Origin of the sequence: Mycobacterium canetti CIPT 140010059 (assembly GCF_000253375.1) — a bacterium.
GTDB classification, from domain to species: Bacteria; Actinomycetota; Actinomycetes; order Mycobacteriales; family Mycobacteriaceae; genus Mycobacterium; species Mycobacterium tuberculosis.
Genome location: NC_015848.1, coordinates 1,167,239 through 1,185,186 on the forward strand (window position 1 = coordinate 1,167,239; position 17,948 = coordinate 1,185,186).

Genomic DNA, 17,948 nt, shown 5'->3' on the forward strand with positions numbered 1-17,948 from the left:
CTCTCAGGCGGTAGTGGCGATCTGCTGCTCGATCATCGGGAGCCGCACCCGAAACACCGTCTGGCCGTTGCCCGACTCGGCCGTGACCGAGCCGCGATGCGCCTTGACGATCGAGCTGACGATGGCCAGGCCCAAGCCGTGGCCGGACCCATTGGACCGATACTTGCTGGCCCGCACGAACCGGTCGAAGAGGTGGGGCAGGATCTCCGGGTCGATGTCGGGGCCGTCGTCGGTCACCGACAATTCAACACACGGCGCGTTGGGACCAGTGCGGTGGCAGGTGATCCCGATGGTCACTGTGACGCCGGGCTGGGTATGCACCCAGGCATTGGTGAGTAGATTGCTGACGAGTTGATGCAAGCGGGCATGATCCCCGTTGACCCAGACCGGCTCGTCGGGCAGATTCTTCACCCAACGGTGGGTGGGCGCCGCCACCGCCGCGTCATTCACCGCGTTGATGACCAGGTCGGTCAGGTCGAGGTCCTCGGTTTCTAGATCTTCGCCCTCGCTGAGACGGGAGAGCAGCAGCAGCTCGTCGACCAGCAGCGTCATCCGCCGCGCCTCGGATTCGATGCGGGCCAGCGCGTATTCGGTGGTGGGCGGTAGGTCCGAGCTATCCTGACGTGTCAGTTCGGCATAGCCCTGGATCGCCGCCAGGGGAGTACGCAGCTCGTGGCTGGCGTCGGTGATGAACTGCCGCATCCGCAGATCGGAATCGACGCGATGCGCCAGCGCACCATCGACGTTGTCCAACAAGCGATTCAGCGTGTGCCCGACGATTCCGACCTCGTTATCCGGGTCGGTATCCCCCGGACGGACTCGCACGCTGATCTGGTGGTCGTCATCGGTAAGTGGCATGGTGGCGACCTCGGCGGCGGTCGCGGCGACCCGGCGCAGCGGGCGTAGCGCATATCCCACCACCCACACCGTCAGTGCTGCGGTAACCACCAGTGCGGCCCCAACAAGCGCGACGGTGGTGACTTTCTTGCGGGCGATGATCTGGTTGGCCAGGCTTAGCGATACGCCGACGAACAGTCGATCGGCGCCAGCGGCGCTGCTGTCAACCTGGTAGGCGCCCAGGCTGCCCAGGCTTTCGACACGCGGCGGGCCGCCGTCCCACACTTGCGCTTCGATCGCGCGGATGACGTCGGGCGGAGCGGGTCGTGCTCCGTCTTCGGAGAAAACGGCCGATCCGATCACCACGCCGTCGTGCAGCACGGCAATGAGGTTTCCGGGCGTCTGGCCGGTGAACTCCAGCACCGCTTGTGACATCGGGAGGTTGCCGGTGGGCGTGGATGTTCGCGCACTGTCGCGGTATCTGGTGTAAGAGTGGTTCAACGCGTGCAGGGATTCGACTAGCTCGGCGTCGTTCATCGCGGTGACATAGCCGCTTAGGCTCAGCACGGAGACGACACCGACGGCCACCAGCACAACGGTAACGACCGCCAACACGCCGAGCAGCAATTGCTGGCGTAACGAGCGGGGTCGCCAGCAGAGGGCTTTTCTGGACCGAGTGTTTCGGTCCGGGATCATGCCAGGCTCATTCCGGCGGACGCAGCATGTATCCAATGCCGCGGACCGTATGGATCATTGGCTCCCGGTCGGAGTCGATCTTCTTCCTCAGATAGGAGATATACAGGTCGACAATGCTGGTGCGGCCTGCGAAGTCGTAGTTCCAAACCCGATCCAGGATCTCGGTACGGCTCAGTGCTCGTCGGGGATTGCGCATCAGGAATCGAAGCAGTTCGAACTCGGTCGAGGAGAGCGAGATCGGCGTACCGTCGCGGGTTACCTCCCGGCTGGCCCCGTCGAGCGTAAGGTCTCCGACCCGGAGTGCCTCATCGGCGGGCCTTTCCAGATGGCTGGAGCGGCGCAGCAACCCGCGCAACCGGGCGACCAGCTCCTCGAGGCTGAACGGCTTTGTCATGTAGTCGTCGGCGCCCGAGGTCAGACCGGTGACCCGGTCCATCACGGAATCGCGCGCGGTGAGGAACAGCGTGGGTGTGTAGACGTCGGATTCTCGGACCCGTCGCAGGATTTCCAACCCGTCCACATCGGGAAGCATGATGTCGAGGACCAGCACATCGGGGCCGACCTTGTCGAACTTGGCTATGGCCTCTTGCCCGTCGTGGGCGACTTCGACATCCCAGCCTTCGTAGTGCAGCGCCATCTTGACCAGATTGGTCAGCGCTGGTTCGTCATCGACCAACAACACCCGGATCGGTGATCCATCCGCGCGATGAATCCGTGGCAGCTGCCCCAGGATGGCTTGCCGCGGACGTTGACTGCGCGTGTACCCCGACATCGTCGTCATGCTCCCGTATCCTCTCAAGTCCTGTGCAAGCGCACATGCAGTTGTCACGGGATTCATAAATTTTTCAAATGTCGCTTATGTAGTTACTTCGGCCTGAAAAGGTGACCGGGCGGGATGTCGGGCTACGGCGGTGAGAAAGCGGATCTCGGTTTCCGGGTATACGGAGCCCCCGGTGGACCGGTTATGCGGGGAGGGCGCTGATCGTGACCAGGTTGTGGGCGAACACGCCGTGTCCGACCCAGGTCCGGGTGCCTTCGAGACCGTCGATCCGGCCGCGGTCCCAGCCGTAGCCGCGTTTGAGGTGGCTGATCCGGCCTTCGCATCCGTTCCGCCATTTGATGGTGCGGCGGAACGCTTTTCGGTGTTCTTCGGCGCGTCGATCCTGCGAAGGTTTGCCTTTGCGCGGGATCAGCACATTCTTGACGCCCACCTCGGTGAGCTGCTGGTCGACGGCGGCTTCGCCATAGCCGCGGTCGGCGGTGACGGTGCGCGGCGTGCGTCCGGCGCGCCTTTTCACCCACGCCACCGCTGGCGCCAGCTACGGCGCATCGGGTGGGTTGCCCTGCTGCACAGTGTGATCCAGCACGATCCCGTCATCGTTGTCGACGACCTGGGCCTTGTGCTCAAACTCGACCGGCTTACCGAGCCGACCCTTGGTGATCGGGCGGGCATCACCGTCGTGCAGGCTGACCCGTCGACTCGCCCCGTCCGAAGTGATGCCCGCGACCCGCTGGCGGGTCTGCGCCACAATCTGACGCGTCGCGTTGAGCAGCTCGGTTAGGTCGTTGACCGCGCGCACCAGCCCACCACAGCGGCGACCCGCGACCGCATCACGCTCACCGCGGGCGGCCAGCGCGGCGGCCTTGGCCTTGGCCCGGAGCACCGCCTGCTTGGCGTTGTCCAGCAGGTGCTGGGCCTCCTGAGCAGCGGCTTGGGCCAGCTCGGCCAGCTCGCCGGTGCACCTCAGTACCGCGGCCCGCGCTTCGTCACGCCCCAGCTCCGCACGCGAGCGCAGTTTCGCTGCGACCGCGTGCGCGCGCCGACCGGCCGCGCGGGAGCGGTCGCCAACCCGGGTGCGCACCGCGCCGCCAGCGGCCTGAATCCGTTTGCCGGTTGCGGCGATCCGGCGCATTGCCTTGGCCAACAGACCCAAGTCGGTCGGATAAGACACGTTCGCCGGCGCCACCGTGGTATCGGCCCGGATCCGATTGGTGCCCAGCAGCTTGGCCTCGGCCGCCTTGGCCAACAATGCCTCGTTGAGCCCGTCGATCGCCGCCGATCCGCAACGCGTGGTGAGCTTCATCAATGTGGTCGGATGCGGCACCGACCCGTCCAGCGCAATGCGGCAAAACCGCCGTCAGGTGATCGAATCAGCCACCTCCCGGCACAGCGACTCATAGCCCAGCCGGTAGCGGAACTTCACAAACATCAACTGCAGAAAGACCTCCATCGGCGTCGACGGCCGGCCCCTGCGCGGGTCGAAGAACGGCACGAACGGGGCGAAGAACGCCGGATCGTCCAACAATGCGTCCACCCGGGCCAGTTCCTCGGGCAGTCGGCGCACCTCGTCGGGCAGCAGCGACTCCCACAACCAGCACTGATCGCCTAAAGTACGAAACACGATGGCCTCAATCCCTTCCGCAACAAGGGCATTGAGGCCATCTTCCCAGTTCAGCACCATCCGACCGGGGATCAACGCGCCGACTTTAGCAGGTCGAAGTAGTTAGTCGTTCAGATAACAACGTGGCCACACACCAACCGGTGTGCGGCCACGTTGTAATTGACGGCGCGGGCCTTAAGCCAGCTTTAGGCCCAGCTGGAGCCGACGGCGCTGTCGGTTTGTGCCATGTTGTTGCCGGCAGCCTGCACCTTCTGCCCGTGGGCGTTGGCCTGCTCGTAGATCACCTGGAAGTTACGGCCCAGCTGGGTAATGAACCCCTGGCAGGCCGCCGAACCGGCGCCGCCCCAAAAGTCACTCGCGGTCAACACATCAGAAATGATGGCCTGATGCTCGGCCTCCAGCGACCCGGCCCGAGCGCGGATCATGGCGCCGTGAGCGTCGACGTCCCCGAATTGATAGTTGATGGTCATGTGTCCTCCTGAGTCGTCGGGCCGGGTCAGCTGCTGAGGATCTGCTGGGAGGCCTGCTCTTGCTGTTCGTAGTTGTTGGCGTCGCGAACCAGCCCGTCACGCACCCCGTGCAGCATGTTCACGATGTTGCGAAACGCCTGATTCATCTGGGTCATGGTGTCTAGCGAGGTCGCCTCGGCCATGCCACTCCAGCCCGCGCCCGAGATGTTTTGCGCGGACGCCCACATCCGGCGAGCCTCGTCCTCCACCGTCTGGGCGTGCACCTCAAAACGGCCCGCCATGTCCCGCATCGCGTGCGGATCCGTCATAAAACGCGAGGCCATGCTGCTGTCTCCTTGTCTCGAAGTCGTCACGTTGTTGAAGTTCTAGCGGCTGTGATCGGCGCGGTGGTGGCCGCGTGGCGGACAGGTTATGACTCAACGGTTAATTGCTGGCCTCAAACGAGTGAGATGTCCCCCTTTGTCCGCATCACACGACGACCTGTTTGGGCATGACAGTGGGCTTGAATCCGTACCGCGGCCCGGCATAGGCACCGGTGCTCTTGGCGGCCGAGGCCATTCCCGGCATCATCCCGGTAACTGGGCCGGCTTCTTCGGCGGCGACGGTCCAGCCGCTGCCTTCGAGCGCTGTGGCGCCGGCGGTTGTCGCCGGTGCGGCCGTAGACCAGGCCGCCGGCACTGACAGCCGGCCGACCAGGGTGGCCTCGCCTAAACTTGCGCCGAGCCCCGCTGGCGTCACCGAGTCCGCCAACCCCGCGGCGGCCGCACTGGCGGCACCCTCGGCAGCCTCGATGGCGCCTTCGGCGATCGCTACCGGCGCCCCACTGTTCAGGGCATTTGCTAGGAATATCGCGGTGGGGATGGCGGCGTTGACATACCAAGCGGCGGTGTTGACTGCGCTGTTGATGATGTTTGCCACGAACGGGGTCGCGAGCAGGGCGTCGATGTCGGCAATGATTCCGCTCAGCCCCGTCGAGTCGAGAACCGATGTGACTGGGGAGGCGAGCCCACTCACCGCGTTGGGCAGGCTACTGATCAGGTCCGCTACGCTCACCTGGTTGACGGCGGCGGTGGCGGCAGCCGAGCCGACCGCGGCGGACTGGGCGGCCAGCCCGCCCGGGTTGGTGGTCTGCGACGGCGGGCTTAACGGTTGCAGCATCCCGGCGGCTCCCGAAGCGGCCGCGTAGCCGTACATAGCCAGAGCGTCCTGAGCCCACATCTCGGCATAGAGGGCTTCGGTCGCCATGATTGCCGGTGTGTTGATCCCCAGGACGTTCGTCGCGACCAGGGCCGCCAGCAGCGCCCGGTTGGCCGCGACCACCTCCGGCGGCACTGTCATCGCATAGGCCGCCTCGTAGGCGGCCGCCGACGCCATGGCCTGCGAGCCGGCATGCGCAGCGGCTTCGGCGGTGTAGGTCAACCAAGCCAGATAGGGCTGGGCTGCGGCGACCATCGCCATCGAGGCCGGACCCATCCACGACTCGGTGGTCAGCCGGGTGATCACCGACTCATACGACGCGGCCGTCGTACCCAACTCGGCGGCCAGGCCGTTCCATGCGGCCCCGGCGGCCATCATCGGTCCTGCACCCGCGCCGGCGTACATGCGTGCGGAGTTGATCTCAGGGGGTAAAGCTCCGAAATCCATGGGGTATTCCGTTTCCGTGGAGTTATTTGGCTGAATTTCGTTGTTGGTTGAGCGTGGCCGCCCGTACGTCTGCCGCCTAGACGGTTGCTGGCTTGGGCATGACGATGGGTTTGACGCCGTAGCGCGGTGCACCGAAGCCGGCGCTGTTGCGTGCGGCCGAGGCCACCCCTGGCATCCCGGGGATGAACGTCCCCGCGGCGGCCTGCGGCGCGGCGGCGGTCCAGCCCGCGCCCGGCAGTGTGCTGGTGGTGGATACCAGGGTCGCCTGTCCGGCCCAGGCGGGCGGCACCGACAACATGCCGATCGCGGATGCGCTGCCCAGGCCGGCCGCAATTCCGGCCTCGCCGAGGGCGGCTTCGGCCGCGCCCAATGCACCCAATTCGCCCAAGGCGGCTTCCCCACCGAGAGCCGAGGCGGCCTCGGCCGCCTCCTCTGCAGGCAGGAGGCCGCCGCCGGCAAGGCCGATCAGCGTAGACGTGGCGGAGGCCCAGTTCCCGGCCCCGATGTTGAGGATGTTGCCAATGCCACCCGAGAGTTCGGGCGGGAACAACCCCGTCGTCGCTTGGATGATGGCCGACGCTTCCCCTGTGATCCCCGAGAGTGGCGAGGCGGCAGCCGATGAGTTGAGCGACTCGGTGACGCCGTAGGTACCGGCGCTGATCCCCAGAGTGTTGACAAACATGTCATGCATAGCCTGAGCTTCGGCGCTGACCTGCTGGTAGAAGGTGCCGTACGCAGTGAAGAGCGCCGCCTGCAGCGCCGAAACCTCATCGAGGGCCGCCGGAGCGATGGCTGTGGTGGGCGCCGCGGCGGCAGCGTTTTGGGCTGCCATCGCAGCACCGATGGTCCCGAGTTGCGCGGCCGCAGCCGTCAACTCTTCAGGCACTGTCTTGAGGAATGACATCCATTGCTCCTTGTGTGTGAAACCTGCCGGCCGCTAGCACCCCGGGCCGACCCTGTGTGTTTGCGTACGGCTGCCTGTGGATTGGCGTAACGCTAACCGGCCAAGCCTCCACAGTCGCGATCGAAAGGCATGGGACGCCCGACGTTTACGGTTTTTTAACGTTTACGTCAGCATCCTTAACAAGGTCTTGGCGGCTGACATGGCGGTGTCATCTGGTGCCCGGGCTAGCACACTTCGGCACACTAATGAGACGCGCGGCGCGCGGATTCTAGGCGAATGACGGCTCTTTCGCACCTGGCGTGTCGCGGTAGGGTTGGTGCACTGGATCGGGTCCAAGCGCTACATTCGCCGTCAAGCCTCCACAGCCCGATTGGCAGAGGCAGCGGACAATCCGCGCTCACGGGTGCTGGCGTTTGCTAGTGCCGGTAATCTTCGAAAGAGTCGCTTCTAACTGCCAATATGCCGGGTCGAAGCCACTGTCCAGCACTGTCGGCATCCAGATGGGGGCGTTGGCGCGGCTAGTCGGGATACCTGCGGCACCGGTCCAGCTGGCTGTCCGTGACGGCGTGCGCGGTACGCTGGTCAAGGACGTGCGGTTGCCGCAAGCATTGATGCCCGAGGTTGTGCTCAACTGCGACCGGGACGATCCCGGGCAACGTGGGCACAACGTCGAGGCGATCCAGCAGGCGCTTGCTCGGTTCGCAGCACCTGCCGACCCAGCGCTCCTACCCACGTTCCGCGCTTTCGACCTACCTCGTGTTCGACGCATTGATCGCCACGGTGATCGTCACGACCGCAACTGGGCGGTCCTTGCGCCGCCGCTGGGGACAAAGTATGTGGAGGCGCTGTGCCCATCGTTCGACCACGCGGCCAGCCTCGGGTTCACGCTGACCGACCAGACCCCCGCTCAGCATTTGCACGACGGGTGAGCTTCCCCTCTTGTTGTGGAGACATCGCGATGAGGAGGTTGGGCGATGGAGGCACGGCGGAAGTTCGATGTCCAGTTCAAGGAAGGCGCCGTCCGGATCGTTCGGGAGACCGGCAAACCGATCGCGCAGGTTGCTCGTGAGCTCGGGATCAGTGACGGCACCCTGGGTAGCTGGGTCAGGCAGGATGAGCGCGCCCGAGACGGTGGTGACGGGCGGCTTTGCGAGAGCGAACGCGAGGAACTCAAGCGGTTGCGTGCGGAGAATGCGGAGCTGGCGATGGAGCGCGATGTTCTCAAACGCTCGGTCGCCCTCTGGGTCAAGGAAGCGATGCATCGGTAGGCCTGGCCGCTGTAATCGCCACTCAGAGGGTAGAACACGGTATCCCGCACGCGGTGTCGTGCCGCGCGCTGGGCGTGTCGCAGGCATGGTTTTACAAGTGGTGCCATAGCGATGGTTCACCACGGCGTGCACGGCGAAAAGCGTTGGCGGCCACCATCGGGTATCTGTTCGCTAAGCACAAGCGGACCTACGGATCACCGCGGATTACCGCTGACCTACGGGATATGGGGGCGGGTGTCGGTGAACACCGTCGCGGCGCTGATGCGTGAGCAGGGTCTGGTAGCGCGGCGAACGCCGCCGGCACGGCACCACGAAACCGGACAAATCCGCGCGTAAGGCCCCCGATCTGCTGGGCCGAGACTTTTCCCCGCGCGACCACCCCAACCTCGCCTGGGTGGGCGATCTGACCGAAATCCCCACCGACGAGGGCAAACGGCACCTCGCCTCAGTAATTGACCTGCATTCGCGGCGGGTGCCCGGGTTCGTCATGGGGGTGCACCATGACGCCACGCTGGCGCGGGCGGCGCTGTGCATGGCCATTGCGGTGCGCGGCGGGTTGGTGGCCGGGGTCATTTTCCACACCGACCAGGGCGGTGAATACACCGGCGAACTGTTCGCCATCGCTTGCCGATCCGCTCGCGTCACCCAATCGATGGGGCCTACCGGGTCGGCCCTCGACAACGCGGCCGCGGAATCGTTCAACTCGACCCTGGAATGGGAATTGTTGCGCAACAACCACTTCCACACACGCGAAGAGGCACGTCACGCGGTCGCCGTCTGGATCGACGAGTATAACGTTGAACGTCGGCATTCCACGCACGGCATGCTCAGCCCCGTCGACTACGAACGCGCCTGTGGTCAACAACGGAGTGAGCAACCAGCCGGTGAACAGCACGCCCAGAAAGGGGCGGCATGAACCCAGAAGGAGGCGGCTTCGCCGCCGCTGTCCTGCCCGCCGAGCGCCGTGGCAGGCTACGGGGCCGCCCCTCCGGCCTCAAGGGTCGCTACCGCGATCGCTACGCGACGGGCCTACGGCCCGCCCGTGACCCCGGAGTCTCTACGGCCCCTTCCCGCACAGCGGCACGGCCAGGAGCAGCAGCCCCTGCCCGCCAGACCCGCCACGGCGCCCGGCTCCTATCTAGATCAAATCCCCACAAACAAGTCTCTACAGTTACAGGGGATTGCCTCGGCGGGGGACCGTTCCGCGTTGGGCGAGCCGTGGAAAGGCGGACAGGTTCGAGCATCGTCCGGGTACCCGCTGGCAGACCCTGGTCGAGCTGGCTCACTCCGCAGCTACGCTCTGCGAGTCGACGACACGAGAGCATTGGCGCGAGCGCATCATGGCGGTGGACAAGGGTTCGGTGGCGAGTGTGATCGCCGCCGCACCCGATATGTCTGAGATCGCGAGCCGGTTCACCGTGGAGCTGATCATGGTCAACCGAGGGAGATTGCTTGATGTCCTCCGCTGAACCGCTCTCACCGCCGACGAGCCGTGCTGTGCGACGCTTCGCGGTTGCCTGGCGCAACCGGCATCTTCGTGTCATCACACCGGTCGGAGAGCTGGACTATCGGGCGGGCGGATACCGGTTCCAGTACCTGGAAGGCGTCGGCGGGTCGGTTGCCGTTGACACTATGTTTATCCTCCCGATTTGGGCTGGTTCCAATGGGTCCAACAGTGCTGGCGCCGTTCGTGTTTTGTCCACGACCACAGCCGTATTCGTGCCGAAATTGCTCTCGCCTGATCGATTCGGCCGCGTCCAACCGCCTGCAGGTGCCCCGGAACGGCGACGATCGCCAACAAAGGTGGTCAGGACTGCAGCGCCGCCAGCGCGTTCTCCACTTCGCGGCGGTGCCGTTCGTCGCAGGCGGCCCACCGCTGCTCGTCGGCGTCGAGGTCGGTGAGGAACGCAAATCGCGTCCGAACGCGAGCTTCCCAGGCAGCCATAGCGACAGGACGGGTCAGCACGCCGATCGAGTCGGGCTGGAAGTCGTGCTCGCTGCGGGCGGCGAGGACGTCTTCGACGCGTAGTGGCCGGGTGCCGCGCCGGTCATCGACGACATCACCCCACACCTTGAGCACCCACAGCCGCCGCACGAGCGGTTCGTCAATGGTCCGCGAGGCGAAGTGGTTGAGGTCGTACAGGTCCCGTGCCAGCGCAACGCGGCGGTACCGCGCGAGTTTCTCTGCGCAGGCTTCGGCTTCTGCCACGACCGGCAGTGTCGGCAGCCCAAAACCGTAAGCCTTATGGATCGGCAACTGGATGAATGCGAGCAGCTCAGACGGCAAGGCCAACGGCCGCCGTGCGAACTCGACGCTGGCTGCGATCCGGGGCTCGCCCAATTCCGTGTGCCGCACCCGCAGCTGCCAGTGCCGGCCGTCGCCTCGTGTGCTCTGCACGCCGAATTCGAAGCCGCCGACACGGGCACCGTCGATCAGCTCGCACACCTCCAGCACGACCTCATCGTCGGGCGCGCTGAAGTCCAGATCAGTGGAGAACCGCCCGGCGTTGCCCAGCCGGCACTTCCGTAAGCTGGTACCGCCTTTGAACACCAGGCGGTTATCGCCGAACTGGACGGTCTGCGACAGCAGGTACAGCAGGTGGTCCTGGGCGACGTCGAGCAGAGCGGCGTCGTATGCCTCGGCCCGGCCAAGAGCGTGACGCGCGACGAGCGCGCGGGTCAGTCCGGCCACACTCACGCCTTGCCGATCACGCGCAGCAGCGGTGCGACGAGCTCGTCGACGAGCTGGTACTCCGGCGCCCAGACGCTTTCGCCGCGGTCGCGGCTGTGCGCGGTGGTGAATCGGGCCACCGGCATCGCTTCTGTTTGACGCTTGGCCAGCAGCGCCTGGCCTCGTGCCGGTTCACCGGCTGCGTCCAGCAGGTAGCTTGCACGCTGCCAGGCCGATGTCGGCCGGCCCGACAGCAGACGCTCCAGGCGCTCGTCACTGCAGTCGGCGATGAGTTCGTCGAGGTGGGCGACTAGATCGGCCCACGGCCCGAATGAGGCTGGGCGCGTGGCGATTTGCACGAGTAGTGCTTCCGGGCCGAATGCCGGTAACCCGGTCGCCCAGGCGACGATGTCGAGCCGCCGCCGTACCAGCAACGCGGGACGCGGAGCAAGCAGTGCGGTGTCAGCCGCGTTCCAGGGGATGCGCACGACGGACACATACGGTGCTAGGCCGTCCGGGAGCCGTTTGACCGGCGGTAGCCAGATCGGGATGCGGCCGTCAGGTTGGCGGTCCAGGTAACCGAGGTGCCACGCTGCCGATGCTCCAGCCAGCATGAAGCCTGCGTTCTGGTCGCGGGCCAGCCACGACCGCAGCGTTAGATACGGGTCAGAGACTGCATCCTCGCCGGGGGGAATGAATGCCCACGTTCCTTTCACCGGCAGTTGGACCAGCCACCCGATGCGGCGCAGTTCGCGGATGGCGGAGTCGGGGTCGCGTTCACACCCGGCCTCTGCAAGTCGTAGCGTCAGATCCTGCTTCGTGACGACCGTAGGGCGATCGCGCGCGAGACCGGACACCACCCGTGATGCCCAGGTGGGGATGCGCCGATCGGCACCGGCTGGGCTCCCCACGGAACTTGAGTTCACGCCGGAAACTATACCGTATCCGTACGAAACACGGTCTTAACTTAAGTCGCTCTACTTGACTCGAAAACGGGTTTCAGACGGTAGTAGTACGAAACCCGTGTCAAACTCAAGTGGTGCACGGTTGGCGGCGGTGCGGTGCAACGGCGAGAGCACAAAGACGCGCGTGCTGAAGTGGGGCGAACAGAAGAGCCAAGCGGATGGGGTACCGCGGATCTCTGCGGTACTTTCGACGAGGTGGCGACCAGGCATCAACGAGCGGGGATTGACGACCGCTGGCACAAGCGGGTCAAGGGCCCGGACGGGAAGATGCGAACCGAGCGGTCTGCTGTCTACGGCAGGGTTTCGCGCTGGCGCGTCAGGTGGGTTGACGGCGGCGGAGAGGAGCACAGCAAGAGCTTCCAGCGCAAACCCGACGCGCAGACCTACCTCAACGGACTGACCGCCGATGTGCAGCGCGGCGACTATGTCGATCCACGCAGGAGCGCCGAGTCATTCGGATCAGTGGCCGAACAATGGTTCGCTACCAAGCAGCACCGCAAGCCCAAGACCGTCGCGGGCTATCGCTCCCTGCTGGACACCGTGGTCCTTCCCAAATGGGCGGACGTGCCACTGAAACGTATTGACTATGCGACCTATTCGACCTGGCTGGGGGGATTGTCGGTGGACGGCTCCCAGCGAGGCACGGGCCTGTCGGCAAGTCGGATCACTCAGGCGCACCAGCTGGTCGGAGCTGTCCTCAAGTACGCGCAACGCACCGGCAGAGTCGCCAAGAACGTCGCCCTTGAAATCAAGCGGGGCCAGGATCTGCCCGAACAGGCCAAGCGTGAGCGTCGCTACCTGACCCATGCCGAACTGCTGATGCTCGCCAGGGCCACGGGCCGGTTTGAAACCCTCACCTTGGTGCTCGGCTACTGCGGCTTACGGTTCGGTGAGGCGGTTGCCCTGAGGCGCAAGCACGTGGGAGATCGAGTGCTGACCGTCCGATCGTCCGCGACGGCGGTGACCGGCAAGGGCATCGTTGAATCGACCACCAAGACGAAGCGGGATCGTCACGTACCAGTGCCTGAACCTGTTTGGCGCAGGCTCCATGCCGAGTTGCCCACCGACCCGAACGCCTTGGTGTTCCCCGGCCGTAAGGGCGGATTCCTGCCTCTCGGTGAATACCGCTGGGCATTCGACAACGCCTGCGACCAGGTCGGGATCGAAGGGCTGGTACCGCACGGTCTGCGGCACACCACGGCCTCGCTGGCGATCAGCGCAGGCGCTAACGTCAAGGTCGTGCAACGGCTCCTTGGACACGCAGCAGCGGCGATGACGCTCGACCGGCACGGCCATCTGCTCAACGACGATTTAGCGGTGTGGCCGATGCGCTGTGCAAAGTCATCGAGAACACTGCGGTATCACTGCGGTATGCGGAGACGGAACAGAGTCGGGCTCCCGGCATGAGATAGCGCGTCTGAACTGCAACGCCCCCATAGCCCAATTGGCAGAGGCAGCGGACTTAAAATCCGTCCAGTGTCGGTTCGAGTCCGACTGGGGGCACCGAAACTGTACGAACATATGCGCTGGTGAGCGCATTTTTTGTGTTTGCTAGATGGCCTCGCCAGGTTGCCGTGCCCACAGTTTGCCCACAGTTTCATCTAATCTCTCGGCAACTGCAGTGAGGTCATCGTCGAAAAGATCGGCGTACACGTCTAGCGTCATGGCCGCCGACGCATGCCCCAGCATCCGCTGAATGACCTTCACGTTGGCGCCAGACGAGATGGCCAGGGAGGCTGCAGTGTGCCGCAACGCGTGGGCGGTGATCCGCGGGAATGTCTTGTCGGTCTTCCGGCAGCGCTCGACCGCGCCGGACAACCAGGAGTCATGCGACGACGGGGGACCGAGGTAGGCGCCCGACCGTGCCGGCCATAGCAGCTCGTCGCGCTCCTTGCCCTCGCAAGTTCTGGCGAGCTCGTCGACCACGAACCCGGCCAGCGCGATTGTTCGATGCTTCCCTGACTTCAAGGTGCCGACATGGACCTTGCTGCCCACGCTGACCGCGTTCTCGTGCAGCACAATCTTGCGCTTGAGGAAATCCACGTCCCTGACCCGCAGCGCTGCGGCCTCGCCCCATCGCAGGCCGGCGGTGCCGAGCAGAAGCACGAGCGACCGGTACCGGCCGGCCTCCACGGCCAGCGCGTGGAGCTGCCCGGCGGTCAGGTAAATATTCTTCCGCCTGGCGCGCACGGGCAGCTTCACGCCGCGCGCCGGGTTCGCCGCGAGCCGCCGATCCCTCACCGCGTCGTCCAAGATGCGCGCCAGCACCGAGTACACGGTGATGACCACCGTGGCTTTGCGCCGCGTCGACAGTTCGGTGATCCACGCCTGCACTTCCGAATATGCGATGTCGGCGATTTGGGTTGTCGCCCAACGCCGCTGTACGTGAACCCGCCAGGCTGACTCCACAGAGTGATACGCCGAGGGCTTCATCACGCCTTCCTGACGGGCCAGCCAGCCCGGACCCAACTCACCCACCGTGATCTTGCCCAGCGCCGGCGCGACATACTCGCCCCGCATCTTGGTGACCTCAACCGTGTTGGCGAACACTTCGGCGTCACGCTTGGTCTTGAAACCCCGCTTGTCCGTCTGCCGGCGGTCTGGCGTCCTGTATCTAACCCTGTAACGCGTTGCGCCAGAAGATATTTCGTAGCGTTCAATCGTCGCCATCAGCGCGCTCTCTAATTTTCTCTTCACTGCCATACGTGCGCACACTGCGCGTGAGGTACGGCTCCACACCGGATTCGACCAGGTCGTACCTGTCGTCTTCGGCGCCGCCGAGCAGCCAACCGGGAACCGCCCGGGTTAGAAACTCGAACACGGCTGCTCCGTCTGGATCTCCGATCAATGGCCGCTTGGCGACCAGCCAACGCCACAGCCTCCGAGCTTCCACGCCACTATCCGCGCCAGTAACCGCCACCGAGTCGTCACCCGTTTTGCTCTTGGCCATAAGCAATGTGCTCGGCGAAACATCAAGTGCTAGAGCCAAACCCACAAGATCGTCCACGTCCACACGCCGGTTACCCTCTTCAATTCGCCGAACCGCTAGTGGCGGGATATCTCGTTCGTATTTAGCAAGCCGATTCGACAACTCGGTGTAGTTAAGGCCGGCGGCATCCCGCAGTCGGAACACGTTATCCGCGACTACCCGCCCGGTTCGTCCAAGCTCAAGTTTCTTGCCTGCCATACCCGCAGTTCTACATGCAAAAGATGAAGGTAAGCAAGCAACTCTTGCATGTCGTGACCAAGCGTGATATCTCTTGAAGCCGTACCTCTAAAAAATAGAGGTGAACCAGAGAGAAATGGAGATCGTTTGCAATGACTGAGTTGTCCGCGCAGGTCGCCGCAATTGTGGATGACCTATCGAGCGCGGTGCCCACCCACCTACTGCCACCTGTCGCTACAGCGAAGGAAGTGGCGAGACTCCTGGGCACGACCGAGGCGAGCCTCGCCCAAGATCGCTACTTGAACAAAGGCTTGCCATGGACGCGCGTCGGACGAAGGATTCGCTACCTCCGTGCCGATGTTCTGAAGTTCCTGGCGGACAACCGAATCGGTGGTGACGCCGCGTGACCAACCCTGCCAACAGTGAAGCCCCAGAGGCGGCAACCTCCGGGGCTTCTGAACCAACCCTCACCACAAATCAGATTGGAAACCCCATCATGTCACAACACCCCGTCAACAGCGACCAGCAGGCCGCGGATCACCAGCTTGAGCGTTGCGAGAACTGCGGGCGCTACGGCTGGCACTCGACGGAGAAGTGCCCCGACTCCGAGCGCTCCTATTACGGCCATCACGCCTCCTGGTGCATCGACCGCGACGAGGGCCGGCACGACGTCCGCGAACCGTATTGTCAATACCAGGTCGGCGGTGTCGACGGCCGCACCGAGCCCGACTGGATGCGCGTCCAGTTGTGGGTGTCGACGATCACCCCGTTCTTGCACGGCAGCTACACCGCGGAACAGGCACGCGCCGAGGAACGGCATCGCACCGGCGTGCAGATCGCTCGCCTCGTCTACGACGGCAGCGACTGGATCGAGCAGAAAGTCAACCTTCGGTCTGGTGATGCGCGCTCCCTGGCCGCGTTGTTCGTCGCGGCCGCAGACATCAGCGACGGCATCAGCCGGGTGGTGCGCTCGTGATGGCGGCCAAGGTCCGCGAGACGCCGTGTGCCGCGCGCCGGTGCGCCTACGGCACCCAATGCACGTGCGAGCACTACCGGGATTGGCCGATTGACCCGCCGCGGATTCGGCCGTGGTTGGGTCGGCGGGCCGAGGCTTTCCGGTGGGGGCACCGGACCGGGCGCCGAGACGCGTGTCGCCGGTTGTGGCAGCACCTCGACGCTGCGATCGCCGACGAGGGGTCAGATGACGACTGATCAAGTCGAGCGCGGGAAGGAGGCCGCCGAGCAGTGGGCGGCCTCCGCCGACGCGCGGATGCTCGACGATCTCCTGGAAACCATCAAGCGATACGTGATCTTCCCCGATGAGCACGCCGCGGTGGCGACCGCCTTATGGATCGTCACAACCCACGCGCTTCCCGCGTTCGAATGCGCGCCGCGGCTGGTCATCACCAGCCCCGAGAAACGTTGTGGAAAGACGCGGCTGCTCGACGTCATCACCGGCACGTGCCACCGGCCGCTGGCGACCGCGAACGCGACGGTAGCGGCCATCTTCCGCTCGATCGGTGACGACCATCCGCCCACGCTCATCATTGACGAGGCAGACACGATTTTCGGCTCCAAAAAGGTCGCTGAGAACAATGAAGAGTTGCGCGCGCTGCTCAACGCCGGCCACCAGCGCGGCCGTCCCGCGCTGCGCTGTGTCGGACCCATGCAGATCCCCACTGAGTTCTCGACGTTCTGCATGGTGGCGCTCGCCGGCATCGGCGCCATGCCCGACACCATCACCGACCGCGGCGTGAACATCACCCAGCGTCGAAGGTCGACCGGCGAGAAGGTGCAGCAGTACCGGTCCCGCCGCGACGGCCCGAAGCTCCAAGAGATAAGGGAGCGGCTAGCAAAGTGGGCTGCTGGGCACCTCGAGGAGCTGAAGCAAGCCACCCCGGACATGCCAGTGCAGGATCGCGCGGCCGACACCTGGGAACCGCTCATCGCGGTCGCTGACGTTGCTGGCGGGCACTGGCCGGACACCGCCAGAGCCGCCTGCGTCGCGCTCGTCAACGCCGCCGACTCCGCAGACGAAGACAGCTCACTCGGCACCAAGTTGCTCGCCGATATCCGCAGCATCTTCACTGAGCGGACGGTGCCGTTCCTGGCATCAGCCGATCTGGTGTCGGCGCTGCGCAAACTCGACGAGTCGCCATGGAACGACTTCGAGCTAACAACCCGCAAACTCGCCTACCGGCTCAAAGGCTTCGGCATCAAGCCGGAACGCATCGGACATGCCGCCGTACGCGGATACAAGCTGGAGTCCTTGCACGACGCATTCTCGCGGTACATCCGTCAGGAACCGTCAGCATCCGTCGCACCGCAGGTCAAACCACAAAACGGTGCTGACACTTCGAACGGCGCTGACACTTCGATCCGTCAGCGCGAAAACATCCGTCAGCAGGAAACCGCAGCTCAAACACCATTGCTGACGGTGCTGACGGATGCTGACGGATGTCCGGCAGAAACCAGCCAAAAACCCTCACCCGCCACCATGCCCAAACGCCGACCTCCACTGTGCCCCGGCTGCCGCCGCGCACCCGCCAACAGCAAAACCGGCGTCTGCGACTTCTGCTCAGCAAAGCAAAGGAAGAACCCAACATGGACTACCACCACCGCATCAGCAACACACCACTGACCGCGTTGCCCGACGACCTCATCCGCGTCTCCGGCCCCATCCGCCTCATGATCGGACGCGCACCCGAACGCAAACTCAGCGTCGGCCTACTCATCGACGCACCCCCACCCCTCGGCGCCATCGAGGTCCACCTGACCGGACCACAAGTCCACGACCTGGCCCACCAGCTTCATTCGCTGGTGAACCTCGAACGCGCCGAACTGGAACTACTCATCGACCGCCTACACGACAGCAACCAGTAGATGACCCTCAAGCCATGCCTCGTCTGCGGCCAACCCGCAGCA

19 protein-coding genes, 1 tRNA gene and 1 pseudogene are annotated in these 17,948 nt (G+C 64.8%); 10 read left to right on the plus strand and 11 right to left on the minus strand.

The annotated features are described in order from the left end of the window. Positions 1-3 precede the first annotated feature (3 nt). The 7 genes and pseudogenes from MCAN_RS05445 to MCAN_RS05485 all read right to left on the minus strand — a co-directional run bounded on the left by MCAN_RS05445 (position 4) and on the right by MCAN_RS05485 (position 6,953). Entirely contained in the window at positions 4-1,533 is a 1,530-nt protein-coding gene (locus tag MCAN_RS05445) for a sensor histidine kinase (protein ID WP_014000561.1), read from the minus strand. Between the two features lie 7 nt (positions 1,534-1,540). Then, entirely contained in the window at positions 1,541-2,314 is a 774-nt protein-coding gene (gene trcR / locus MCAN_RS05450) for a two-component system response regulator TrcR (RefSeq protein ID WP_003405328.1), read from the minus strand. Positions 2,315-2,495: 181 nt separating this feature from the next. Next, positions 2,496-3,935: pseudogene (locus MCAN_RS21145) on the minus strand (ISNCY family transposase). A 185-nt stretch (positions 3,936-4,120) separates the two neighbouring features. Next, entirely contained in the window at positions 4,121-4,405 is a 285-nt protein-coding gene (gene esxV, locus MCAN_RS05470; RefSeq protein WP_014000564.1) for a type VII secretion system protein EsxV, read from the minus strand. 26 nt (positions 4,406-4,431) lie between these two features. Then, positions 4,432-4,728 carry a type VII secretion system ESX-5 protein EsxJ gene (esxJ, locus tag MCAN_RS05475; protein WP_003405345.1) on the minus strand — a complete coding sequence of 99 codons (297 nt, stop codon included), beginning with the start codon at positions 4,726-4,728 and terminating at the stop codon, positions 4,432-4,434. Between the two features lie 145 nt (positions 4,729-4,873). Further along, positions 4,874-6,049, minus strand: a complete 1,176-nt coding sequence (locus MCAN_RS05480) for a PPE family protein (RefSeq protein ID WP_014000565.1) — start codon at positions 6,047-6,049, stop codon at positions 4,874-4,876. Positions 6,050-6,125: 76 nt separating this feature from the next. Next, a complete protein-coding gene (locus MCAN_RS05485) occupies positions 6,126-6,953 on the minus strand; it encodes a PPE family protein, SVP subgroup (protein WP_003405370.1) in 828 nt (275 codons plus the stop codon). A gap of 509 nt (positions 6,954-7,462) precedes the next feature. Between MCAN_RS05485 and MCAN_RS23445 the strand changes: the two genes are divergently transcribed. The 5 genes from MCAN_RS23445 to MCAN_RS23845 all read left to right on the plus strand — a co-directional run bounded on the left by MCAN_RS23445 (position 7,463) and on the right by MCAN_RS23845 (position 9,690). Further along, positions 7,463-7,882: a HipA domain-containing protein gene (locus MCAN_RS23445; protein ID WP_230864415.1), complete on the plus strand. Its 420-nt coding sequence runs from the start codon at positions 7,463-7,465 to the stop codon at positions 7,880-7,882. A gap of 45 nt (positions 7,883-7,927) precedes the next feature. After that, positions 7,928-8,221 carry a transposase gene (locus MCAN_RS23450; RefSeq protein WP_041180042.1) on the plus strand — a complete coding sequence of 98 codons (294 nt, stop codon included), beginning with the start codon at positions 7,928-7,930 and terminating at the stop codon, positions 8,219-8,221. Between the two features lie 74 nt (positions 8,222-8,295). Continuing rightward, positions 8,296-8,490 carry an IS3 family transposase gene (locus MCAN_RS23935; RefSeq protein WP_328514391.1) on the plus strand — a complete coding sequence of 65 codons (195 nt, stop codon included), beginning with the start codon at positions 8,296-8,298 and terminating at the stop codon, positions 8,488-8,490. An 80-nt stretch (positions 8,491-8,570) separates the two neighbouring features. Beyond that, a complete protein-coding gene (locus tag MCAN_RS23940) occupies positions 8,571-9,137 on the plus strand; it encodes an IS3 family transposase (RefSeq protein ID WP_328514392.1) in 567 nt (188 codons plus the stop codon). Between the two features lie 424 nt (positions 9,138-9,561). Further along, positions 9,562-9,690, plus strand: a complete 129-nt coding sequence (locus tag MCAN_RS23845) for a hypothetical protein (protein ID WP_269764218.1) — start codon at positions 9,562-9,564, stop codon at positions 9,688-9,690. 338 nt (positions 9,691-10,028) lie between these two features. On the opposite strand, the gene MCAN_RS05510 is transcribed toward MCAN_RS23845, so the two are convergent. Together MCAN_RS05510 and MCAN_RS05515 are read right to left on the minus strand one after the other, a co-directional pair. Further along, positions 10,029-10,913: a nucleotidyl transferase AbiEii/AbiGii toxin family protein gene (locus MCAN_RS05510; protein WP_014000567.1), complete on the minus strand. Its 885-nt coding sequence runs from the start codon at positions 10,911-10,913 to the stop codon at positions 10,029-10,031. Positions 10,914-10,915: 2 nt separating this feature from the next. Next, positions 10,916-11,803, minus strand: coding sequence for a type IV toxin-antitoxin system AbiEi family antitoxin (locus MCAN_RS05515; RefSeq protein WP_014000568.1), 888 nt, complete (start codon positions 11,801-11,803; stop codon positions 10,916-10,918). 249 nt (positions 11,804-12,052) lie between these two features. Here MCAN_RS05515 and MCAN_RS23105 point away from each other — a divergent pair, with 249 nt between their 5' ends. Then, positions 12,053-13,264, plus strand: coding sequence for a tyrosine-type recombinase/integrase (locus MCAN_RS23105; protein ID WP_014000569.1), 1,212 nt, complete (start codon positions 12,053-12,055; stop codon positions 13,262-13,264). Between the two features lie 22 nt (positions 13,265-13,286). Beyond that, positions 13,287-13,360: transfer RNA gene (locus MCAN_RS05530), tRNA-Leu, on the plus strand. A 48-nt stretch (positions 13,361-13,408) separates the two neighbouring features. Here the strand turns inward: MCAN_RS05530 and MCAN_RS05535 are convergent. Together MCAN_RS05535 and MCAN_RS20785 are read right to left on the minus strand one after the other, a co-directional pair. Then, the gene (locus tag MCAN_RS05535; protein WP_014000570.1) at positions 13,409-14,527 is read right to left on the minus strand and encodes a tyrosine-type recombinase/integrase; all 1,119 of its coding nucleotides are present in this window, start codon (positions 14,525-14,527) and stop codon (positions 13,409-13,411) included. Continuing rightward, positions 14,514-15,044, minus strand: a complete 531-nt coding sequence (locus tag MCAN_RS20785; RefSeq protein ID WP_014000571.1) for a helix-turn-helix domain-containing protein — start codon at positions 15,042-15,044, stop codon at positions 14,514-14,516. The genes MCAN_RS05535 and MCAN_RS20785 overlap by 14 nt, the downstream gene beginning before the upstream one ends. Before the next feature lie 475 nt (positions 15,045-15,519). Here MCAN_RS20785 and MCAN_RS05550 point away from each other — a divergent pair, with 475 nt between their 5' ends. From MCAN_RS05550 to MCAN_RS05565, 3 genes are all read left to right on the plus strand, one after another. Further along, a complete protein-coding gene (locus tag MCAN_RS05550; protein ID WP_232505284.1) occupies positions 15,520-15,999 on the plus strand; it encodes a hypothetical protein in 480 nt (159 codons plus the stop codon). A gap of 225 nt (positions 16,000-16,224) precedes the next feature. Next, entirely contained in the window at positions 16,225-17,664 is a 1,440-nt protein-coding gene (locus MCAN_RS05560) for a DUF3631 domain-containing protein (protein WP_041180045.1), read from the plus strand. Beyond that, positions 17,628-17,906, plus strand: a complete 279-nt coding sequence (locus MCAN_RS05565) for a hypothetical protein (RefSeq protein WP_041180046.1) — start codon at positions 17,628-17,630, stop codon at positions 17,904-17,906. The genes MCAN_RS05560 and MCAN_RS05565 overlap by 37 nt, the downstream gene beginning before the upstream one ends. Positions 17,907-17,948: the final 42 nt, after the last annotated feature.

Coding starts and splice junctions, on each gene's coding strand:
- MCAN_RS05445 (WP_014000561.1), bottom strand. CDS start 1,533: ATGATCCCGGACCGAAACACTCGGTCCAGAAAAGCCCTCTGCTGGCGA.
- trcR (WP_003405328.1), bottom strand. CDS start 2,314: ATGACGACGATGTCGGGGTACACGCGCAGTCAACGTCCGCGGCAAGCC.
- esxV (WP_014000564.1), bottom strand. CDS start 4,405: ATGACCATCAACTATCAATTCGGGGACGTCGACGCTCACGGCGCCATG.
- esxJ (WP_003405345.1), bottom strand. CDS start 4,728: ATGGCCTCGCGTTTTATGACGGATCCGCACGCGATGCGGGACATGGCG.
- MCAN_RS05480 (WP_014000565.1), bottom strand. CDS start 6,049: ATGGATTTCGGAGCTTTACCCCCTGAGATCAACTCCGCACGCATGTAC.
- MCAN_RS05485 (WP_003405370.1), bottom strand. CDS start 6,953: ATGTCATTCCTCAAGACAGTGCCTGAAGAGTTGACGGCTGCGGCCGCG.
- MCAN_RS23450 (WP_041180042.1), top strand. CDS start 7,928: ATGGAGGCACGGCGGAAGTTCGATGTCCAGTTCAAGGAAGGCGCCGTC.
- MCAN_RS23845 (WP_269764218.1), top strand. CDS start 9,562: ATGGCGGTGGACAAGGGTTCGGTGGCGAGTGTGATCGCCGCCGCACCC.
- MCAN_RS05535 (WP_014000570.1), bottom strand. CDS start 14,527: ATGGCGACGATTGAACGCTACGAAATATCTTCTGGCGCAACGCGTTAC.
- MCAN_RS20785 (WP_014000571.1), bottom strand. CDS start 15,044: ATGGCAGGCAAGAAACTTGAGCTTGGACGAACCGGGCGGGTAGTCGCG.
- MCAN_RS05550 (WP_232505284.1), top strand. CDS start 15,520: ATGTCACAACACCCCGTCAACAGCGACCAGCAGGCCGCGGATCACCAG.
- MCAN_RS05560 (WP_041180045.1), top strand. CDS start 16,225: ATGACGACTGATCAAGTCGAGCGCGGGAAGGAGGCCGCCGAGCAGTGG.
- MCAN_RS05565 (WP_041180046.1), top strand. CDS start 17,628: ATGGACTACCACCACCGCATCAGCAACACACCACTGACCGCGTTGCCC.